This is a genomic window from Xenorhabdus sp. PB61.4 (genome assembly GCF_963894935.1).
GTDB lineage: Bacteria > Pseudomonadota > Gammaproteobacteria > Enterobacterales > Enterobacteriaceae > Xenorhabdus > Xenorhabdus stockiae.
The window spans coordinates 1-19,760 of sequence record NZ_CAWQJR010000216.1 but is presented as its reverse complement, the minus strand read 5'-3'; the positions used below and the strand labels follow the sequence as shown (position 1 = coordinate 19,760).

The following is a 19,760-nucleotide window of genomic DNA, read 5'->3' as shown; positions in this document are numbered from 1 at the left end:
AGTAGTAGATGTACTGACAGGTAGTACCGACTCTCTGTGAACCTGGCAAATAGCTCAGTCTACCAAGACTGTTGAAATAATGAGGACAGAGAGGGCGGATTTTCATCAGGGTTCTTTGAAGCCGAATATATGTTTGCGACTACTTTTGTCAGAAAAATATTCTTATAGACTTGAATTAGGTCGGTGTCCATATAGTTATTTAGTATTATTTTAATTTAGTCATTTGTAGGGCAAATTTAGGAAAATGTTTTCACATGCATAATTATAAAGCCAAATAATTTCACATCACTAATAAGAAAATAAAAAATGAAACAATTAGCATAGTGATTAATGCCAAAATATGTATATAAAATCAGTATTGATAATAATTGTTCTAGTGTTTTAATATAATTATCTTTGATTCTAAGAGAAGATTTTTTGTTACCTAAAAAAATAACTGAGGTAAATATCTTTCTAAATGGATTCCAACAGTAACGAATATCTGTGATTATCTTTAATCTTAAGATAATTATTACAATATATTATCGCGTCAGAGAAATAAAATTAAGGCATAAAATGGACATTTCTAAATATTCTAAGAACTGGCAAGAACGATTTGAATTTTTTCAAAAAAATGGGGCTCCTTCTTCTAAAGAATATCAAGCTGCTTTTAAAAAGGCACCTTATCTAACCCGAATTAAGATAAATATGAACTTCTTTGCATTTTTCTTTGGTATTATCTACTTTATTGTACTTGGAATGTGGAAAAAAGGATTAACCATACTCGGTATCGGGGTCGCTTTATTTTTTGCTTTCTTTATGATTAGCGCTATAGTCCCTCTATCCCTTGAAACTGCAAATTTTATTAGTATTTTTCTGGGAGCTATGAATGCTGCATTATATGGTGTAACAGCTAATTATTCTTATTACCTAAAAGAAAAAGAAGGTGATGATAGCTGGAATCCATTCAAAGGCCTTAAAATAATCTAAGAATAGAATACGTCGTGTGAACTCCTCTCTCAGCCACAAAAAACATGGTAATATTAAGCCATTAGCATCGTGTAGGCGTGAGAGGTGTAATGAAAACTATCAATCAAAAAAAATTACTGACGCAGGCTGAGGCAATCTGTCTGTCACGAGGGGTTCGTTTAACACCTCAACGCCTTGAAATTCTGCGTTTGATTTCAGCCCAACCGGGCGCAATCAGTGCCTATGATTTGCTGGATCTGCTACGTGAAGTTGAGCCACAGGCAAAACCGCCAACTGTTTATCGAGGATTAGAGTTTTTACTGGAACAGGGTTTTGTTCACAAAATAGAATCTACAAACAGTTATGTGGTGTGTCATCATTTTGAAGAACCGTGCCATACATCAGCAATGTTTCTTTGTGATAATTGTGGTTCTGTTACCGAGCAGGATGCTGAAGATATCGAATCAGCGATACAAAATTTAGCACAGCGTGCAGGGTTTAATTTGCGGCACAGTGTCATAGAAGTCCACGGATTATGCTCTTCTTGTCATGAAACAAACTCGTGTATGGAGTGAGTTTGAAATTACCTTATCAGGCGGTCATTACTTGATGATGAATTCATTAATTTCTACGTCCCCGTATCAGCATGTGCTTCGCGGGTACTACGAAAAATGACCGCCCAGAATGGGTAATGTATAATTATCCGCTTTTACAATCAGAACCAATCCCCGTTACGAATCACGCCAACTGCCAGCCCTTCAATAGTGAAATTCTGTTCGCGTAAATCCACAACGATAGGCTTAAACTCAGGATTTTCAGCAATCAGTTCTATCTTGTTTCCTGTTTGTTTGAAACGTTTTACTGTGACTTCATCTTCAATCCGTGCCACGATGACCTGCCCGTTATGAACATCCTGCGTTTTATGCACAGCGAGTAAATCACCATCCATAATACCGATATCCTTCATGGACATACCACGGACACGCAATAGAAAATCAGCATTCGGTTTAAATAATTCCGGATCCACTTTGTAATGGCTTTCAATGTGTTCCTGAGCCAATAGTGGTTCACCAGCAGCAACACGACCAATAAGTGGTAATCCAGCCCCTTCAGCTTCCTCTTCAAGCAGCAAACGGATACCTCTGGAAGCACCAGCGATAATTTCTATCACCCCTTTACGCGCAAGGGCTTTTAAATGCTCTTCTGCTGCGTTAGGTGAACGAAAACCAAGACGCGCGGCAATTTCAGCACGTGTCGGTGGCATACCCGTCTGCGAAATATGGTCACGCACCAAGTTATAAACTTCTTGCTGCCTGGCTGTTAATGCTTTCATTTCGCCCCCTGTTTGTTTATACAGTCTGACTGTGAGTATATACAGCTAAAATTGAATTGGGAACCAGTCAGAATGTAAAAGCCGCTAAATAACGATTTTTGACGAAAAATACACCACATTAACGGGTAAAATATGACCAAATAATTATCACCCATATAAATAGTGCTAAGATCATGGCTAAAAATACCGCAGCTGAGCCCATATCCTTTGCCCGTCCCGATAGTTCGTGATATTCGCTGCCAATACGGTCTACAACCGCTTCAATAGCGCTATTCAGCATTTCCACAATAAGCACTAACATAACTGAACTAATGAGAAAAAGTCTCTCAAACATGCCGAAATCAAAGGAGAATGCCACAATAGTTGCTAAAATAGCCAAAACTGCCTCCTGTCGGAATGCAGCCTCATTTTTCCACGCAGCTTTAATACCTTTTACCGAGTACCCAGCCGCTTTAATTATGCGGGTTAAACCTGTTGATTGGTTAGCCATAAAAATTTTCTTCAAGAATCATAATAGTTTTAAGATCATATAACTTTTAGTCTCTATTATTATCTTATTTACACAGATCTCAAAATCCGTTTCTGGTATGCTTGCCGCGCATTGCTAACAAGAGGCTTAAAGCAGTTATGTCAGCTTGGCGTAAAATATATTACAACTTATTGAATTTGCCGATAAAACTTTTAGTTAAAAGTAAACTTATTCCAACGGTTCCTGTTACGGAGCTGAGTCTTGATACGACTCGGCCTATTCTGTATGTGTTACCGTATCATTCAAAGGCCGATTTATTGACTCTGCGTCAACAGTGTCTTGCTCAGGATTTACCTGATCCGCTAGCGCCTTTGGATATTGATGATACACAGCTTCCAAGCTATGTTTTCATTGATGATGGTCCGCGTGTATTCAGTTACTATGCGCCTAAACATGAATCTGTGAAGATTTTCCATTCTTATCTGGATTTACATCGCAGTAACCCTGATTTAGATATTCAGATGGTGCCTGTTTCTGTGATGTTCGGGCGTTCTCCCGGACGTGAAGGCCAGGAAACCAATACAGCTCCTCAGCTACGCTTGCTTAACGGGATCCAGAAGTTTTTTGCAATCCTGTGGCTTGGGCGAGATAGTTTTGTCCGTTTTTCCGCACCTGTGTCATTACGCAGTATTGCTGATGAACATGGCACAGATACAATTATTGCCAATAAACTCGCCCGCGTTGCACGGATACACTATTCCCGCCAACGTTTGGCCGCTGTCGGGCCACGTTTACCTGCGCGACAAGATCTGTTCAGGAAGTTACTGGAATCAAAAGCGATTGAAAAAGCAATTGCTGATGAGGCTCGCAGTAAGAAAATTTCGCCAGAAAAAGCGAAGCAGAATGCAATCAATATGCTGGAAGAGATTGCCGCTGATTTTTCCTATGAAACTGTTCGTATAACAGACCGTGTACTGAGCTGGACATGGAACCGTCTCTATCAGGGCATCAATGTCCATAATGGCGAACGTATCCGCCAATTGGCTCAGGATGGTCATGAACTTGTTTATGTTCCATGTCATCGTAGCCATATGGATTACCTGTTGCTGTCTTATGTGCTTTATCATCAGGGACTGGTTCCACCACATATCGCAGCGGGCATTAACCTGAATTTCTGGCCAGCTGGCCCGATATTCCGCCGTCTTGGCGCGTTCTTTATCCGCCGCACATTTAAAGGCAATAAACTTTATTCAACTATTTTCCGCGAATATCTGGGTGAACTGTTTTCCCGTGGTTATTCTGTTGAATACTTTGTTGAAGGTGGACGCTCGCGAACTGGCCGCTTGCTCGATCCGAAAACAGGTACGCTTTCCATGACATTGCAGGCAATGTTACGTGGAGAGTCTCGGCCTATCACGATTGTGCCGATCTATATCGGTTATGAACATGTGATGGAGGTTGCAACTTATGCTAAAGAATTACGCGGTGCAACCAAAGAAAAAGAAGGCTTTTTCCAGATGGTCCGTGGGTTGCGTAAACTGCGTAATCTGGGGCAAGGTTATGTCAATTTTGGTGAGCCAATCCCATTAGTACAATATCTGAACCAGCATGTTCCTGAATGGCGTGACGCCATCGATCCGATAGAAGCACAACGTCCGACATGGTTGACACCAACAGTCAGCAAACTGGCGGATAATATTATGGTGAATATCAATAATGCCGCTGCTGCAAATGCAATTAATTTATGCAGTACAGCCTTATTGTCATCACGTCAGCGAGCACTTACTCGTGAGCAGCTTATTGAGCAATTAGATTGCTATATGCAGCTGATGAGCAATGTTACTTATACAAACGATGTCACTATTCCGGCCAAAACGGCAGAAGAGCTGTTGGATCACGCTTTACGGATGAATAAGTTTGAGGTCGAAAAAGACAGTCTTGGGGATATCATTATCCTGCCTCGTGAAAGCGCGGTACTGATGACCTATTATCGCAACAATATCCAGCATTTATTGGTCCTGCCATCCTTAATCGCCAGTATCGTGATGCATCATCGCCGTATTAGCCGCACTGAACTGCTCAGACAGGTAGAGCTGATTTATCCTCTGCTCAAGCAGGAACTGTTCATGCGTTACAGTAAGGCAGAATTGCCTGATGTAGTGAATACCCTGATTGATGAATTAGTGCGCCAACGCCTAATCTGCAATAAAGAGCAGGAAGTGCTGGTACTCAATCCTGAGCGTATCCGCCCACTACAACTGTTGGCGGCAGGTATCCGGGAAACACTGCAACGCTACGCCATCACACTTTCTTTACTGAATGCCACTCCGGATATCAGCCGTGGTGCACTGGAAAAAGAAAGCCGGATGCTGGCACAGCGTTTGTCAGTACTGCATGGTATTAATGCGCCGGAATTCTTCGATAAAGCCGTGTTCTCCTGTTCTGTTAATACATTGCGGGAAGAAGGTTATATTCACGATAGTGGCAACATCGTTACCACAAATGCCCAGGCGCTTTATCAGGTGTTGAGCGAACTGATGTCTCCCGAAATCCGTCTGACGATTGAAAGTGTCAGTATGCCTCCTGAGCACAGTGATCAAGAGTCGACAGATGAAATTCAGGAATAACATACTGTTCTGAAAATAAAATCTGACAAATAGATAAACGGGCGGCCATAAAATGACCGCCCGTTTTGTTAAACCATTTTCTTTAAAAATATAGGGTTAAAAAACATAGCTGAAAAGAATACCGAGGAATAGAACAAAACCAACATAATTATTGTTCATGAATGCCTGAAAGCATGGCTCACGACTACGGTCAAAAATGAGTTTTTGCTGATAAATGAAAAGCGCACCAGCCAGTAATACCGTCCAGTAATACATTCCACCCAAATTAACCAAGCAGCCAACCACAATAAGAATTGCCAGCATAATGAGCTGCAAAATACCAATAATCAGCTTATCAAAACGCCCGAACAAAACTGCTGTCGATTTCACACCAATTTTCAGGTCATCATCACGATCAACCATCGCATATTGGGTATCATAGATTACTGACCATATGACATTTGCCAGAAATAATAACCAGCATTCTAATGGTAAGGACTCACTTACCGCCGAGAAAGCCATTGGAATTGACCAGCCATAGGCAGCACCTAATACAACCTGTGGCAAGTTACTGATCCGTTTAACGAAAGGATACACACACGCCAGCCCTAATCCGGCAAAGGATAAGGCAATCGTCATTTTGTTCAGCGTCAAAACCAGTGCAAAAGAGATAAGCACGAGTATGCTAAATAAAATTTTGCACTCTTTTTCGCTGATATCACCACTGGGAAGCGGACGAGACTTTGTCCTTTCAACATGTCCGTCAAATTTCCTGTCGGCGAAGTCATTAATACAACACCCCGCTGCCCGCATGAAAAAGACACCCAGAGTGAAAACCAACAGGATATGTAAATTGGGTACACCTTTTGCTGCTATCCATAATGCCCAGTAGGTTGGCCATATTAGTAACAATACGCCAATAGGTTTATCAATACGCATTAAACGGCAATAGGCACGCCATTTATTTTGCGTCATACTGACCTCCAATCTGTTTCTCCCTTATCTCTTATTTATTTAATTTTATATGCAGGTGATTCTGGTAGAAATACTTCTGTAAGTAATAATGGCTTTTCTGATAAACGCAGTAAAGATCGCCGCGCCCAACGCTGGCCCTGTAACCCTATTTGAATATAATCCCGCGTCAGGTTATTGCCACTAAAAAGGTAGCGCCCAAGAGGAACAGTTCCTAGATCCACCAGCTTTTTATCCGGCCCTGTTAATGTTTCTTTCGGGATCACTGTCCGCCCCAACAACCACGGAATATTATCCCCAAACAGGATAATTTCCCGCAGCCAGTATTTTTCACTTATAGGTAAGTGCTCACTTTCATCATCGAGCTCTTCAGCTGTAATAAAGCATTCCCGAAATGGTGTGACAGTTACATGATGGCAATGCTGTTCAAAACGACGAGTCATTGAACCAACTTCCATCAGCCAGTCCAGAATACTCTCAGGCGTGTTGGCTTCGTCAGTTGAAAGCCAGTGAATAGGAGTAGAAGTTAATATTGTGTCATCTGCCATGTCATTTTCCAATTGCGGAGAATATCAACTTCTCCGACAGCGCAACGAATGGGAAGTGAGGATATCATGTTACAGACCAATAAAATAAAAAGTTGGTAACAAATTATGTAGATTGCAAAAAATATCCCCCCAATAAATAGTGTTATTGAGGGGATAGCAGATTATATAAAATGATAAATCAGATTAACGCCATTCTTTGAAACGATTAATCAGCCCGTTTGTAGAGCTGTCATGGCTATTTACGCTTTCTGAATCGTGGAGTTCAGGCAGGATACGGTTTGCCAATTGTTTTCCCAGTTCAACGCCCCACTGGTCAAATGAGAAAATATTCAGAATTGCGCCCTGAGCAAAGATTTTATGCTCATACATAGCAATTAATGCGCCCAGACTAAATGGTGTAATTTCACGTAACAGAATTGAGTTAGTCGGGCGATTACCCTCAAACACTTTGAATGGCACAACATTTGCCACATCCTGTACATTCTTTCCGGCAGCAACAAATTCGGCTTCTACCTGAGCCTGAGTTTTACCAAAAGCCAGCGCTTCAGTCTGTGCAAAGAAGTTAGATAATAATTTACTGTGATGATCGCCGATTGGATTGTGGCTGATTGCCGAAGCAATAAAATCACATGGGATCAGTTTCGTTCCCTGATGGATAAGCTGGTAGAAAGCATGCTGACCATTAGTGCCCGGCTCACCCCAGATAATCGGCCCGGTCTGATAATCCACAGGGCTTCCATTACGATCAATATATTTACCGTTTGATTCCATATTTCCCTGCTGGAAGTAAGCAGCAAAACGATGCATATATTGATCATAAGGCAGAATCGCTTCAGTTTCTGCGCCAAAGAAATTGTTATACCAGATGCCAATCAGCGCCAGAATAACCGGAATATTCTGTTCAGGAGCAGTTTGTGCAAAGTGCTTATCCATAGCATGGGCACCATTCAGCAATTGCTCGAAATTATCATATCCAATGGACAGGACAATGGATAAACCAATCGCAGACCAAAGAGAATAACGGCCGCCGACCCAGTCCCAGAACTCAAACATGTTTTGCGGATCAATACCGAACTTGCTGACTTCCTGTTCATTCGTTGAAAGAGCGGCAAAATGTTTGGCAACATGTACTTCATCAACTGCACTTTGCAAGAACCAATCACGGGCAGAATGTGCGTTAGTCATCGTTTCCTGCGTGGTAAAAGTCTTCGATGCAATCAGGAACAGCGTGGTTTCCGGATCCCGAGACTTCAACGTTTCAGCAATATGAGTGCCATCCACATTGGATACAAAGTGCATATTAAGGTGGTTCTTATAGGCTTTCAGCGTTTCTGTCACCATATATGGGCCAAGATCTGAACCACCAATGCCGATGTTGACCACATCAGTAATGGCCTTACCGGTATAACCTTTCCACTCCCCACCAATAATGCGCTCACTGAATGATTTCATTTTTGCCAGTACCGCATTGACCTGCGGCATAACATCTTCCCCATCAACCTTAATCGGAGAGTTACTGCGGTTACGCAAAGCAATATGCAGTACAGCGCGATCTTCAGTGCGGTTAATCTTTTCACCGGAAAACATGCTATGAATAGCCCCGGATAAATCAGTTTCTTTCGCCAGAGCCTGTAATTTCTCCAGTGTTTCTGCGGTAATACGGTTTTTGGAATAATCCACCAGCATCTGATCGTCAAATGTGGCAGAGAATGTCGCAAAGCGCGCCTTATCCTGTTCAAACAGATCTCGCAGGTGAACATCTTTTATCTGCTCAAAATGTTGCTGCAATGCTTTCCAGGCTTCGGTCTGGCTAGGGTTGATGTTTTTCATGAATAATGTTCTCTATCTACTGTAGATAAAAATAGGAATGCACAGGATTGTAACAAGTTAATACTGTGATGGATCTCCTTTTCCTGCTACTGACTGATATTGGTCAAAATAAGCGATTATTTCCAGTCATAATTACATAGGCAAAAACGATAATCTCCCTCTAATCATGAAAAATATTGATGCTTAATTAACAAATATTGACTCATTACCGCTAACCCGATATTTCTAATTGCCTATCTTTAAAACAGAAGGCTATCATCCATGAGTGCAGTATCTTCTCCCTCGTCGCAGTATATTGTTGCAAAATTCGGTGGTACCAGTGTGGCAGACTTTGATGCCATGAATAACTGTGCTGATATTATTCTGGCAAACAGAGATGTTCGCGTCGTCGTTTTATCAGCTTCCGCAGGTATAACCAATTTGCTGGTCACATTAGCTTCCGGCTGTAATAGTGATAAACGGGAGAAGTGCCTGAAACAGATCCGGGACATTCAATACGCTATTATCGGGCGGTTGCATGAATCAGATGTGATTAAAGATGAGATTGACCGTCTGTTGGATAACATTGCTACATTGTCAGAAGCGGCTTCGCTCGCCACATCTGACGCCTTGACTGATGAGTTAGTCAGCCACGGTGAAGTCATGTCCACCCTGTTGTTTGTTGAATTATTACGTCAGCGCAATACGGATGTCGAATGGTTTGATATCCGCCGGATAATGCGTACCAATGACCAGTTCGGACAGGCAGAGCCTGATACCACCCAGCTCAATATTCTGGCCGAACAACATTTGCAGCCACGCCTGAATAATACAATTGTTATTACTCAGGGTTTTATCGGCAAAGAAGAAAAAGGGCGCACAACAACATTAGGGCGTGGCGGCAGTGATTATACCGCCGCATTGCTTGGTGAAGCGCTGGGGCTAAGGCGTGTGGATATCTGGACCGATGTTCCGGGAATTTACACAACAGACCCCCGTGTTGCACCAACAGCTACGCGTATTGATAAAATTGCTTTTGATGAAGCGGCTGAGATGGCAACATTTGGTGCCAAAATCCTCCATCCGGCAACATTACTGCCTGCCGTTCGCTGTGGTATTCCTGTTTTCGTTGGTTCAAGTAAACAGCCACAGGCAGGTGGTACACTAGTTTGCGACAGAACGGCAAACCCGCCCCGCTTCCGGGCACTGGCACTACGCCGCAAACAGACTTTATTAACTCTGCATAGCCTGAAAATGCTGCATGCAAGAGGCTTTCTGGCAGAAATTTTTATCCTGCTCTCACGCCATAATATTTCGGTGGATCTGATTACTACCTCAGAAGTCAGCGTTGCGTTAACACTGGATACAACAGGCTCCACCAGCACGAACGGTAGTTTGCTGACTAATGCCCTACTGACAGAGCTTTCAACACTGTGTCGTGTCGAGGTTGAAGAAGATTTGGCACTGGTGGCGATTATCGGTAATAAGCTGTCACAGGCCAGAGGATTAGGAAAAGAGATCTTTGGTCCGCTGGAATCCTTCAATATCCGTATGATCAGCTATGGTGCAAGTAGCCATAATGTCTGTCTGCTTGTCCCCGGACAAGACGCTGAAGAAGTGGTTCAAACCCTTCATAAAAATTTGTTTGAAGAATAATCAACGCACCCGGGTATTCTCATTCCGTCACGGTAATAAAAATACCCGCTATTCGTTTTCTTGCCGTGAAAATAACTTTTTATTCAAACAATTTTTCCAGCCAGACTGAGCTAATGTACTGACCGTTTTTACTTGCATACTCTCTGAAAACACCCACTTCACAAAAACCAAATTTCTTGTGCAGCCCAATTGATGCCTCATTAGGTAATGCAATACCTGATAGCGCACTATGTACATCTTGTGATGCTAATTCACTAAAGAGGTGTTGATAAAGTGCGCTACCTACTCCTGCGTGCTTCATTGATGGGGCCAGATAAATGCTAACTTCAACCGTTTTGTTAAATGCCTCTAACGCTCGATAAGGCTGGGAACATGCAAAACCCAAAACCGTTTGATCTTCAACTGCGACAAAAAGCTGGTAACGTGAGTCAGGTTGAAATTGTGAGAACCAAAGTTGCTTATTTTCTAATGTCATTGGCTCTGTTTCAAAACGGGCATTCGAGTTTGCAATGTAGTAATTAAAGATATCGACTATCTCAGATAAATGTTTTTGTTTGCCAAATGTGATTTTCAATATACTTTTTCCTTCACTCATCGGATGTGTTTTTCCACCCTTTATCATTCATAATAAGAAAACGAAAACAAATTCCATTTTAACTCCGTTTAGTCATCCTATAAGCAGAGAATAATTTAGAGGGAATCTTATGACTACCGCTATTGCCAATAAACGCCCTAAAAAAACGAAAATGACAGCCGGCGGTGCCGCAGCAGGCGGTCAGGTACAATCTTTAAGCCGAGGCTTATCCCTTTTGGAATTCATTTCTGATTCACAAAGTGGGGTCGCCCTGACTGACCTCGCTATTCAGGCCGGTCTTCCTAATTCGACTACCCACCGTCTTTTGACAACACTACAACAGCATGGCTTTGTTCGGCAAGTTGGCGATCTGGGCCTATGGGTGATTGCATCACATGCGTTTGTTGTCGGCAGCAGCTTTCTGCAAAGCCGCAATCTGATGGTACTGGTTCACCCAATTTTACGCCAGTTGATGGAAGATTCTGGCGAGACTATCAATCTTGCTATTTTCAATATTGATGAATATGAAGCGGTGATTGTCGATCAAGTGCAATGTAACGCATTGATGCGGATGTCCGCGCCTATTGGCGGTCAGTTACCGATGCATGCATCCGGTGCAGGTAAGGCGCTACTTGCGACACTGTCTGAACAAAAATGCCTGCAATTACTGCATAAAAAAGGGTTACACGCCTATACACAGCACACACATACTACCGCTGCCGCCTTAAAAGAGAACCTTGAACAGATCCGTAAGCAGGGTTTTTCACTCGATGATGAAGAACATGCTCTTGGGTTACGCTGTATTGCTGCCTGCATCTATGATGAGCACCATGAAGCGTTTGCCGCTATTTCTATCTCTGGCCCGATATCACGTATCTCTGATGAGCGTGTGACTGAGCTGGGTGCCCTTGTTATGCGGGCAGCGAAAGAGATAAGTCGCGAATATGGCGGTAATAAGTAAAAATTCTACTAATTTCACTTAAAAAGTGAGCTTACTGAATAGCTGTTACGTTTCAGCTTGTAAATTGATATAGATCACAGATAAGGTGTGTTGAACGCAAAAGTTGATTGCATCCTTTGTTTATTGCATTAAAAATGTTACCGGTAACAACCAGTGAGAGTATGTGCTAGATACATTCCATATGGTGTCGGAAGCAAGTGCCTGGAGCAATTATCATGACAACACCCCAGAACAGTAAGACGATCAATAAAACCGTCGAACGGATCACTCAACGTATCATTGAACGCTCTAAAGAGACGCGGAACCGTTATCTGGCGCGTATTGAGTCTGCTCGTTCAAAAACCGTCCATCGCTCTCAACTGGCATGCGGGAATCTGGCTCATGGTTTTGCTGCCTGTCAAAATGACGATAAAGTCGCATTAAAGAATATGGTGCATAACGATATCGCCATTATCACTTCTTACAATGACATGCTTTCCGCTCATAAACCTTATGAAAGCTATCCACAAAAATTAAAAGATTCCTTACATGCAGTCGGTGCTGTCGGTCAGGTTGCGGGTAGTGTTCCTGCCATGTGCGATGGTGTAACACAAGGGCAGGATGGGATGGAGTTATCTCTGCTCAGCCGTGATGTGATCGCAATGTCCGCGGCTATCGGGCTTTCCCATAATATGTTTGATGGTGCTCTGTATCTGGGGATCTGTGACAAAATTGCGCCGGGGCTGGTCATGGCTGCACTGTCATTCGGCCACTTACCTGCTGTTTTTGTTCCCGCAGGGCCGATGACCAGTGGCTTACCGAATAAAGAGAAAGTACGTATCCGCCAGTTATATGCTGAAGGTAAGGTTGGTCGTCAGGCGTTACTGGAAGCAGAAGCAGACTCTTACCACAGCATCGGTACCTGTACTTTCTATGGAACAGCCAATTCCAACCAAATGGTCATGGAAGTAATGGGACTGCATTTACCCGGAGCTTCTTTTGTCCATCCGGATACGCCATTACGTGACGCCTTAAACGATGCCGCTGCACGCCAGATCACTCGTCTGACTGAAAATTCAGGTAATTATCTCCCTCTGGGACAAATGGTTAATGAGAAAGTGATCGTCAATGGCATTATTGCACTGCTGGCAACCGGTGGCTCAACAAATTTGACCATGCACTTGATCGCAATGGCAAACGCAGCCGGAATTATCATTAACTGGGATGATTTTTCTGAACTATCAGATGTCATCCCGTTGTTATGCCATATCTACCCCAACGGACCTGCGGATATCAACCAATTTCAGGCTGCCGGTGGTGTGGCTCTGGTTGTTCGGGAGTTACTGAAAAAAGGCCTACTTCATCAAGATGTTAATACCATCGCTGGATTCGGTCTGGAACGTTATACTCAGGAACCCTGGCTGAATGAAGGTCAACTGGCATGGCGTGAAGGCACTCACTCCTCACTGGATAACGAGGTTATTGCCTGCATTGAAAAACCGTTCAAACATCATGGTGGTACAAAAGTCATGACCGGAAATATTGGTCGTGCTGTTATGAAAACTTCGGCAGTACCAGCCAACAATCTCGTTATTGAAGCGCCAGCCGTTGTTTTTAATAGTCAGCACGATATCGCCCCTGCTTTTGAGGCTGGAAAATTAAATCGTGATTGTGTCGTCGTCGTTCGCTATCAGGGGCCACAGGCAAACGGTATGCCTGAATTACATAAATTAATGCCACCTTTAGGGGTACTGATGGATCGTGGCTTTAAAGTTGCTTTAGTGACGGATGGGCGTCTGTCGGGCGCATCAGGTAAAGTACCTTCCGCCATTCATGTTACACCTGAAGCCAATGCTGGCGGAGTGCTGGCCAAAATACAGGATGGAGACTTAATCCGTATTGATGGCCGCACTGGCGAACTTACGTTGCTGCTTGATGAGCTGGAATTAGCACAAAGAGTACCTTACCAAGCCGATTTAAGCACAGGACATACCGGTTGTGGCCGTGAACTATTTGGTGCTTTGCGCACCCAGCTTTCCGGTGCAGAGCAAGGTGCATGTTCCATTACATTTTTATAACCGGGGATTTTAAATCCCTTGCGTAGGATTCGATGAGAGAAATTGCTAATGAATAATTGGAAAACAACCGCAGAAAGCATTCTGACTGATGGCCCTGTCGTCCCTGTTATCGTAATCAATGAAATTGAACATGCCGTACCCTTGGCGAAAGCGTTGGTGGCAGGCGGAATAAGGGTATTGGAAGTCACGCTGAGAACAGTATGCGCGCTGGAAGCAATTCGTCTCATTGCCAGAGAAGTGCCTGAAGCCATTATTGGCGCTGGAACGGTGATTAATTCCGAACAACTTTCTGCCGTCACTGAGGCCGGAGCACAGTTTGCCATTAGCCCTGGGTTAACTGATGAATTGTTAAAAGCCGCGATAGCTGGCTCAATTCCTCTTATTCCGGGCATCTCCACCGTCTCTGAGCTTATGCTGGGTATGAGCTATGGCTTAGATTGTTTCAAATTCTTCCCTGCGGAAGCCAATGGCGGCGTGAAAGCGCTGAAAGCTATTGCTGGCCCATTCCCACAAGTACGTTTCTGCCCGACAGGAGGAATTTCTCCTGATAATTACCGCGATTATCTGGCACTAAATAGTGTCCTATGTATCGGTGGCTCTTGGCTGGTACCAAATGATGCATTGAAAAAAGGTGATTATGCGCACATTACGGAACTGGTTCATGCTGCAATAGCAGGCGCTAAAGCATAATTTAGCCGGATCATTTTTCAAATTGCGGAAATTCTATTATTTCAACAGGACGACTTATTAGAGTTTCCGCTTTCATGAATCCAGCATTTTTTAGCCAAATAATTAAGAAAACCAGTTAAATCTTTTTATCATGCCACCTTATATTAAGAGTGAATATCGCGGCTGGGAGAAGCTAATACCACAACATTATTCTCTTCACATAATGATTCTGCATATTTCGTTATGCCCTGCTCTTCAGCTCTGTTCTCATTACGCTGACTAAATCTCTGCCTGAGACGATAAGCAAAAACATCCTCTACATGCCCTTTTCTTATCCGCTCTTGCAACGCTCGCCAATAATCGGCTTTGAAAAGGTCACTATGAAATTCTTCAAAATATTTACGAATTCGCTTATCACTGCATAAAAAATGCCGGAACTCTTCAGGAAAAACGTCATTGGGCGCTACGCTGTACCACGGCTCGCTGGCAAGTTCATCTTCCGGATAACGCGCTGGAGGAATATCCCTAAAATTCACTTCGGTCATATAACAAATTTCGTCATAATCGTAGAAAATCACTCTTCCATGTCGTGTAACACCAAAATTCTTGAATAACATGTCTCCCGGAAAGATATTCGCTGCCGCAAGCTGTTTAATTGCATTCCCATATTCTTCAACAGCATCTTTCAAACGATCTTCATCTACCTGCTCCATATAGATATTCAGCGGGAGCATCCTGCGTTCCATATAAAGATGTTTTATCAGGATTTTGTCACCTAAATCTTCCAGCTTGTCAGGGATCTCTTTCTGTATCTCCTCCATTAACTCGGGGCTGATATGACGTTTATCAATGACGAAATTCTCAAATTCCTGCGTATCGGCCATTCTCCCGACCCGATCGTGCTCCTTGACCAACCTGTAACACTCCTGAACCCTCTCCTGAGAAACTTCTTTCTGCGGCGCAAACTTGTCTTTTATCACCTTGAATACACGGTCAAAAGAAGGAGACGTGAAAACCAGCATCACCATCCCTTTCACTCCCGGAGCAATGGTAAATTGTTCCTGAGATGAATTAATAAATGTCAGATATTCACGGTAATACTCTGTTTTTCCATGTTTTTGGCAACCAATCGCCATATAAAGCTCGGCTGTCGATTTGACGGGCAAAATTTCACGTAACCATTCAACCATAGCTGCTGGTAAAGGGGCATAAACCATGAAATAAGAGCGGGCAAAACCAAAAACGACACTGGCATCATCATGGTGCGTCAGACAGGTATCAATAAAAATCTGGCCTGATTCATTATGATGAATCGGCAATAAAAAGGGATAAACTTCTGTACCCAGCCTTATTTTACCTACCAGCCAAGCAGCTTTATTGCGATAAAAGAGTTCGTTAGCAATCTGAAATGTCGCCTGTAGTAAATCATATCCGGGAAATGTGTTTTGTAAGTAGCGAGTGATATAACTGATATCTCTGTCTAAATTTTCCCATTCCAGTCGTAACGGTAAATCTTTCAAAATAGCCCATATCATAGATTCAAGACCGGCATCAGGAAAAAAATCCCTCGATAATGGGCGTGGAATATGGCGAAAACGGCGTGGTGGCTGGGAAGAAAAAATAAATAGATTTTCCTGCTTCAAATTACGATGCTGAAATAATCGGCAATAAACGGAATTAAAAAAACTTTCTGCAATTTCAAAACGTGGGTAATCCGGCAGTAGGCGGGTATAAACCACTTTCACTTTGGCAATGTATTCCTGATCATACAACCGTGAACCACGAATACATTTCAACTGTTCAACCACCAAACCTACATGATGATCGTACAGATTGATCCTTTTCTTCATAGCCTGCTGCACTGCGTGCCAGTCTGCCTGCTCAAAACGCTGTTGTGCGCCAGAAGTTACTTCCAGAAATCTGCCGTATTGTGCATCAAATCCCTGAAGAATAGTTTGTGCAATTAAGTGAGCTAAATCTGTTTCCATGTCTGCCACCTTAATCTGACGCGTAAAGGGGAATTCCCTACGGAATCCCCCAAAGTAATATCAACTTTATACAAAAAATCAGAATTGCTGCTCTTCGGTTGACCCTGTCAGAGCGGTAACAGAGGAGGTTCCCCCCTGTATTATCGTGGTTACTTTATCAAAGTATCCAGTGCCCACTTCCTGTTGATGCGAAGAGAAGGTGTAGCCACGCTCCAGTGAGGCAAACTCACGCTCCTGAACCTTCTCAACATAGTGTTTCATGCCTTCGCCACGCGCATAGTCATACGCCAAATCAAACATGTTGAACCACATGCTATGAATACCAGCCAAAGTAATAAACTGGAATTTATATCCAAGCTCGGAAAGCTGCTCCTGGAAGCTGGCAATCGTTTTATCATCCAGATTCTTTTTCCAGTTAAAAGATGGGGAACAGTTATAGGCCAGTAACTTCCCTGGATACTCAGCATGAATTGCTTCTGCAAAACGACGGGCAGCTTCAATGTCTGGTGTTGATGTTTCACACCAGACGACATCAGCATATGGCGCATAAGCCAGCCCACGACTGATAGCCTGATCAATCCCTGCACGAGTGCAGAAGAAACCTTCACAGGTTCGCTTGCCGGTAAGAAACTCGCTGTCATAGGGATCGCAATCAGATGTCAGTAGATCGGCTGCATCGGCATCAGTACGAGCGATAAGAAGAGTGGGTACGCCTGATACGTCTGCGGCTAAGCGAGCAGCCACTAATTTCTGGATAGCTTCCTGAGTTGGTACCAGTACTTTGCCTCCCATATGCCCACATTTCTTCACCGCAGCTAACTGATCTTCAAAATGGACAGCGGCAGCTCCGGCTTCAATCATAGATTTCATAAGTTCAAAAGCATTCAGGACGCCACCAAATCCTGCTTCTGCATCCGCCACAATCGGCAGAAAATAATCAGTGTATTCTACGCTATCAGGGCCAATGCCATTCGCCCATTGGATCTGATCTGCGCGGCGAAAACTATTATTGATACGCTTAATGACATTTGGTACGGAATCGACTGGGTAGAGCGATTGGTCAGGGTACATACTGGAAGCTGTGTTGGCATCAGCTGCAACCTGCCAGCCAGAAAGGTAAACGGCTTCAATTCCGGCTTTAGCCTGCTGAAGTGCCTGCCCACCCGTCAGTGCACCTAGCGCGTTCACATAACCTTTTTTGGATTTTCCATTCAACAATTCCCATAACTTTTTCGCTCCCATTTGAGCCAAAGTATGTTCAGGATTGACTGAGCCACGTAATTTAATAACATCTTCAGCTCTGTATGGTCGATTAATGCCTTCCCAGCGTGCTTTTTTCCATTCTTGCTCTAATTGAGTGATTTGTTGTGCTCGAGAAACGGTCATGATCCTATACTTCCTATTCTGAATTAATTGAATATTAATTATTGATTGGATGTTGTTTAAATCAGTCGAGTAATTGATAGCCCGGCAAAGTCAGGAAATCGACTAGTTCATCTTGTGTGGTGATCCGTTTCATCAGCTCAGAAGCCTCTGTAAACCTTCCCTCGTTAAAACGTACCTCACCAACTTCTTGTTTAATGACTGCCAATTCTTCTTTTAGCATCTGGTTGAACAACTCTTTAGTCACTTTTTGACCGTTGTTCAACGATTTTTCATGATGGATCCATTGCCAGATAGAGGTACGGGAAATTTCTGCTGTAGCAGCATCTTCCATCAAACCATAGATCGGCACACAACCATTCCCTGAAATCCAAGCTTCTATGTACTGGACTGCAACGCGGATATTTGCCCGCATGCCATCTTCGGTTCTTTCTCCCAGACTTGGTTCAAGCAGCTGTGCAGCAGTGATCTCACCATCCTCTTCGCGGGAAACCATCAGTTGATTTGGTCGTTCACCCAGTTTTGAACTAAATACTTCCATCGCTATATCGGCAAGACCGGGATGTGCAACCCATGTACCGTCATGACCATTATTAGCTTCCAGCTCTTTATCGGCTCTGACTTTATCCAGCACTATCTGGTTTTGCTCAGGATCTTTACTCGGTATAAATGCTGACATACCGCCCATCGCAAAAGCTCCTCGTCTATGGCAGGTTTTAATCAATAAACGGGAATAAGCACTCAGGAAAGGCTGCGTCATAGTGACTGACTGGCGGTCTGGTAAGACGCGATCCGCATGATTCTTCAGTGTTTTGATATAACTGAAAATATAATCCCAACGGCCACAATTCAGACCAACAACGTGATGACGCAGGTGATAAAGGATTTCATCCATTTGGAAAACAGCTGGCAATGTTTCGATCAGAACCGTCGCTTTAATCGTACCTTTTGGTAAATTGAAACGCTCTTCCGCAAAACTGAAAACATCACTCCACCATTGTGCTTCATGATAGCTCTGGATCTTAGGTAAATAGAAGTAAGGACCACTCCCTTTCGCCAGCAACTGTTTATAATTCAAATAAAAATAAATCGCAAAATCAAATAACCCACCTGAAATTGGTTCATTTTTATAAAGAATGTGCTTTTCTGACAGGTGTAATCCCCTGACACGAGCAATCAATACAGCAGGGTCCGATTTTAATTCATAACGTTTGCCCTGCTCATTGGTATAAGAAATAGTTCCATTAACTGCATCCCGCAGGTTAATTTGACCATCAATAACCTTATCCCAGCTTGGTGCCAGAGAATCTTCAAAGTCTGCCATAAATACTTTAACGTTAGCATTCAGGGCATTGATAACCATTTTTCGCTCTACAGGCCCGGTGATCTCAACCCGACGATCTTTTAGATCTTCCGGAATTCCCTGAATTTTCCAATCACCATCTCTAATGGAAGACGTTTCCGAAATAAACTCTGGTAATTGCCCGTTATCTATTTTCTTCTGCCAATTTATCCGATCTTCTAGTAATTTTTTGCGTCTGTCAGCAAATTTGACGACTAAATCTTCTAGAAAATGAATAGATTCAGATGATAAAACCTTCTTCTCAGCATCAGAAAAAGGTTTTATAAAGGTTAATTCTGTTGCCAATACTTGCTGCGTCATCCCCTGTTCCTCACCTTAAAGTGTCCACTCAGGTAAGAATAATCAATATAAAAAATAAATCAAAAACGGTTTCCATTATTTTTATAAATTAAATTATTAATAATAAAATCAAACAATTAATATA

Annotated in this window: 15 protein-coding genes and 1 pseudogene; 7 read left to right on the top strand and 9 right to left on the bottom strand. The window is 43.0% G+C overall.

Annotated elements, in window-relative coordinates; all coding sequences use genetic code 11:
* The first annotated feature begins 555 nt into the window (after nt 1–555).
* Nucleotides 556–969, top strand: coding sequence for a DUF2628 domain-containing protein (locus tag AACX68_RS19045; protein WP_228860168.1), 414 nt, complete (start codon nt 556–558; stop codon nt 967–969).
* A gap of 89 nt (nt 970–1,058) precedes the next feature.
* The gene (gene zur, locus AACX68_RS19040) at nt 1,059–1,523 is read left to right on the top strand and encodes a zinc uptake transcriptional repressor Zur (protein WP_228860167.1); all 465 of its coding nucleotides are present in this window, start codon (nt 1,059–1,061) and stop codon (nt 1,521–1,523) included.
* 140 nt (nt 1,524–1,663) lie between these two features.
* Here zur and lexA read toward each other — a convergent pair whose 3' ends face one another.
* Together lexA and AACX68_RS19030 are read right to left on the bottom strand one after the other, a co-directional pair.
* Nucleotides 1,664–2,281 carry a transcriptional repressor LexA gene (gene lexA, locus AACX68_RS19035; protein ID WP_099123278.1) on the bottom strand — a complete coding sequence of 206 codons (618 nt, stop codon included), beginning with the start codon at nt 2,279–2,281 and terminating at the stop codon, nt 1,664–1,666.
* A gap of 118 nt (nt 2,282–2,399) precedes the next feature.
* Nucleotides 2,400–2,771: a diacylglycerol kinase gene (locus tag AACX68_RS19030; protein ID WP_228860166.1), complete on the bottom strand. Its 372-nt coding sequence runs from the start codon at nt 2,769–2,771 to the stop codon at nt 2,400–2,402.
* A 137-nt stretch (nt 2,772–2,908) separates the two neighbouring features.
* On the opposite strand from AACX68_RS19030, the gene plsB reads away from it, so the two are divergent.
* Nucleotides 2,909–5,377, top strand: a complete 2,469-nt coding sequence (gene plsB, locus AACX68_RS19025) for a glycerol-3-phosphate 1-O-acyltransferase PlsB (protein WP_228860165.1) — start codon at nt 2,909–2,911, stop codon at nt 5,375–5,377.
* 96 nt (nt 5,378–5,473) lie between these two features.
* On the opposite strand, the gene ubiA is transcribed toward plsB, so the two are convergent.
* The 3 genes from ubiA to pgi all read right to left on the bottom strand — a co-directional run bounded on the left by ubiA (nt 5,474) and on the right by pgi (nt 8,706).
* Complete coding sequence (gene ubiA / locus AACX68_RS19020) at nt 5,474–6,331, bottom strand: 4-hydroxybenzoate octaprenyltransferase (RefSeq protein WP_228860164.1); 858 nt, start codon at nt 6,329–6,331, stop codon at nt 5,474–5,476.
* A 35-nt stretch (nt 6,332–6,366) separates the two neighbouring features.
* The gene (ubiC, locus tag AACX68_RS19015) at nt 6,367–6,876 is read right to left on the bottom strand and encodes a chorismate lyase (protein WP_228860163.1); all 510 of its coding nucleotides are present in this window, start codon (nt 6,874–6,876) and stop codon (nt 6,367–6,369) included.
* Nucleotides 6,877–7,059: 183 nt separating this feature from the next.
* On the bottom strand, nt 7,060–8,706 hold the full coding sequence (gene pgi, locus AACX68_RS19010; protein WP_228860162.1) for a glucose-6-phosphate isomerase: 1,647 nt from the start codon (nt 8,704–8,706) through the stop codon (nt 7,060–7,062).
* Between the two features lie 261 nt (nt 8,707–8,967).
* Here pgi and lysC point away from each other — a divergent pair, with 261 nt between their 5' ends.
* Nucleotides 8,968–10,341 carry a lysine-sensitive aspartokinase 3 gene (gene lysC / locus AACX68_RS19005; protein ID WP_228860161.1) on the top strand — a complete coding sequence of 458 codons (1,374 nt, stop codon included), beginning with the start codon at nt 8,968–8,970 and terminating at the stop codon, nt 10,339–10,341.
* Between the two features lie 79 nt (nt 10,342–10,420).
* Here the strand turns inward: lysC and AACX68_RS19000 are convergent, their stop codons facing one another.
* On the bottom strand, nt 10,421–10,936 hold the full coding sequence (locus AACX68_RS19000; protein ID WP_228860160.1) for a GNAT family N-acetyltransferase: 516 nt from the start codon (nt 10,934–10,936) through the stop codon (nt 10,421–10,423).
* A gap of 109 nt (nt 10,937–11,045) precedes the next feature.
* Here AACX68_RS19000 and iclR point away from each other — a divergent pair, with 109 nt between their 5' ends.
* From iclR to AACX68_RS18985, 3 genes are all read left to right on the top strand, one after another.
* On the top strand, nt 11,046–11,876 hold the full coding sequence (gene iclR, locus AACX68_RS18995) for a glyoxylate bypass operon transcriptional repressor IclR (RefSeq protein WP_228860159.1): 831 nt from the start codon (nt 11,046–11,048) through the stop codon (nt 11,874–11,876).
* A gap of 215 nt (nt 11,877–12,091) precedes the next feature.
* The gene (gene edd / locus AACX68_RS18990; RefSeq protein ID WP_228860158.1) at nt 12,092–13,933 is read left to right on the top strand and encodes a phosphogluconate dehydratase; all 1,842 of its coding nucleotides are present in this window, start codon (nt 12,092–12,094) and stop codon (nt 13,931–13,933) included.
* 48 nt (nt 13,934–13,981) lie between these two features.
* The gene (locus AACX68_RS18985) at nt 13,982–14,623 is read left to right on the top strand and encodes a bifunctional 4-hydroxy-2-oxoglutarate aldolase/2-dehydro-3-deoxy-phosphogluconate aldolase (RefSeq protein WP_228860157.1); all 642 of its coding nucleotides are present in this window, start codon (nt 13,982–13,984) and stop codon (nt 14,621–14,623) included.
* A 248-nt stretch (nt 14,624–14,871) separates the two neighbouring features.
* Here AACX68_RS18985 and aceK read toward each other — a convergent pair.
* From aceK to aceB, 3 genes and pseudogenes are all read right to left on the bottom strand, one after another.
* Nucleotides 14,872–16,590, bottom strand: a pseudogene (aceK, locus tag AACX68_RS18980) (bifunctional isocitrate dehydrogenase kinase/phosphatase); the annotation flags it as partial.
* A 78-nt stretch (nt 16,591–16,668) separates the two neighbouring features.
* On the bottom strand, nt 16,669–17,976 hold the full coding sequence (gene aceA / locus AACX68_RS18975) for an isocitrate lyase (protein WP_228860156.1): 1,308 nt from the start codon (nt 17,974–17,976) through the stop codon (nt 16,669–16,671).
* A gap of 61 nt (nt 17,977–18,037) precedes the next feature.
* Entirely contained in the window at nt 18,038–19,636 is a 1,599-nt protein-coding gene (gene aceB / locus AACX68_RS18970; RefSeq protein ID WP_228860155.1) for a malate synthase A, read from the bottom strand.
* Nucleotides 19,637–19,760: the final 124 nt, after the last annotated feature.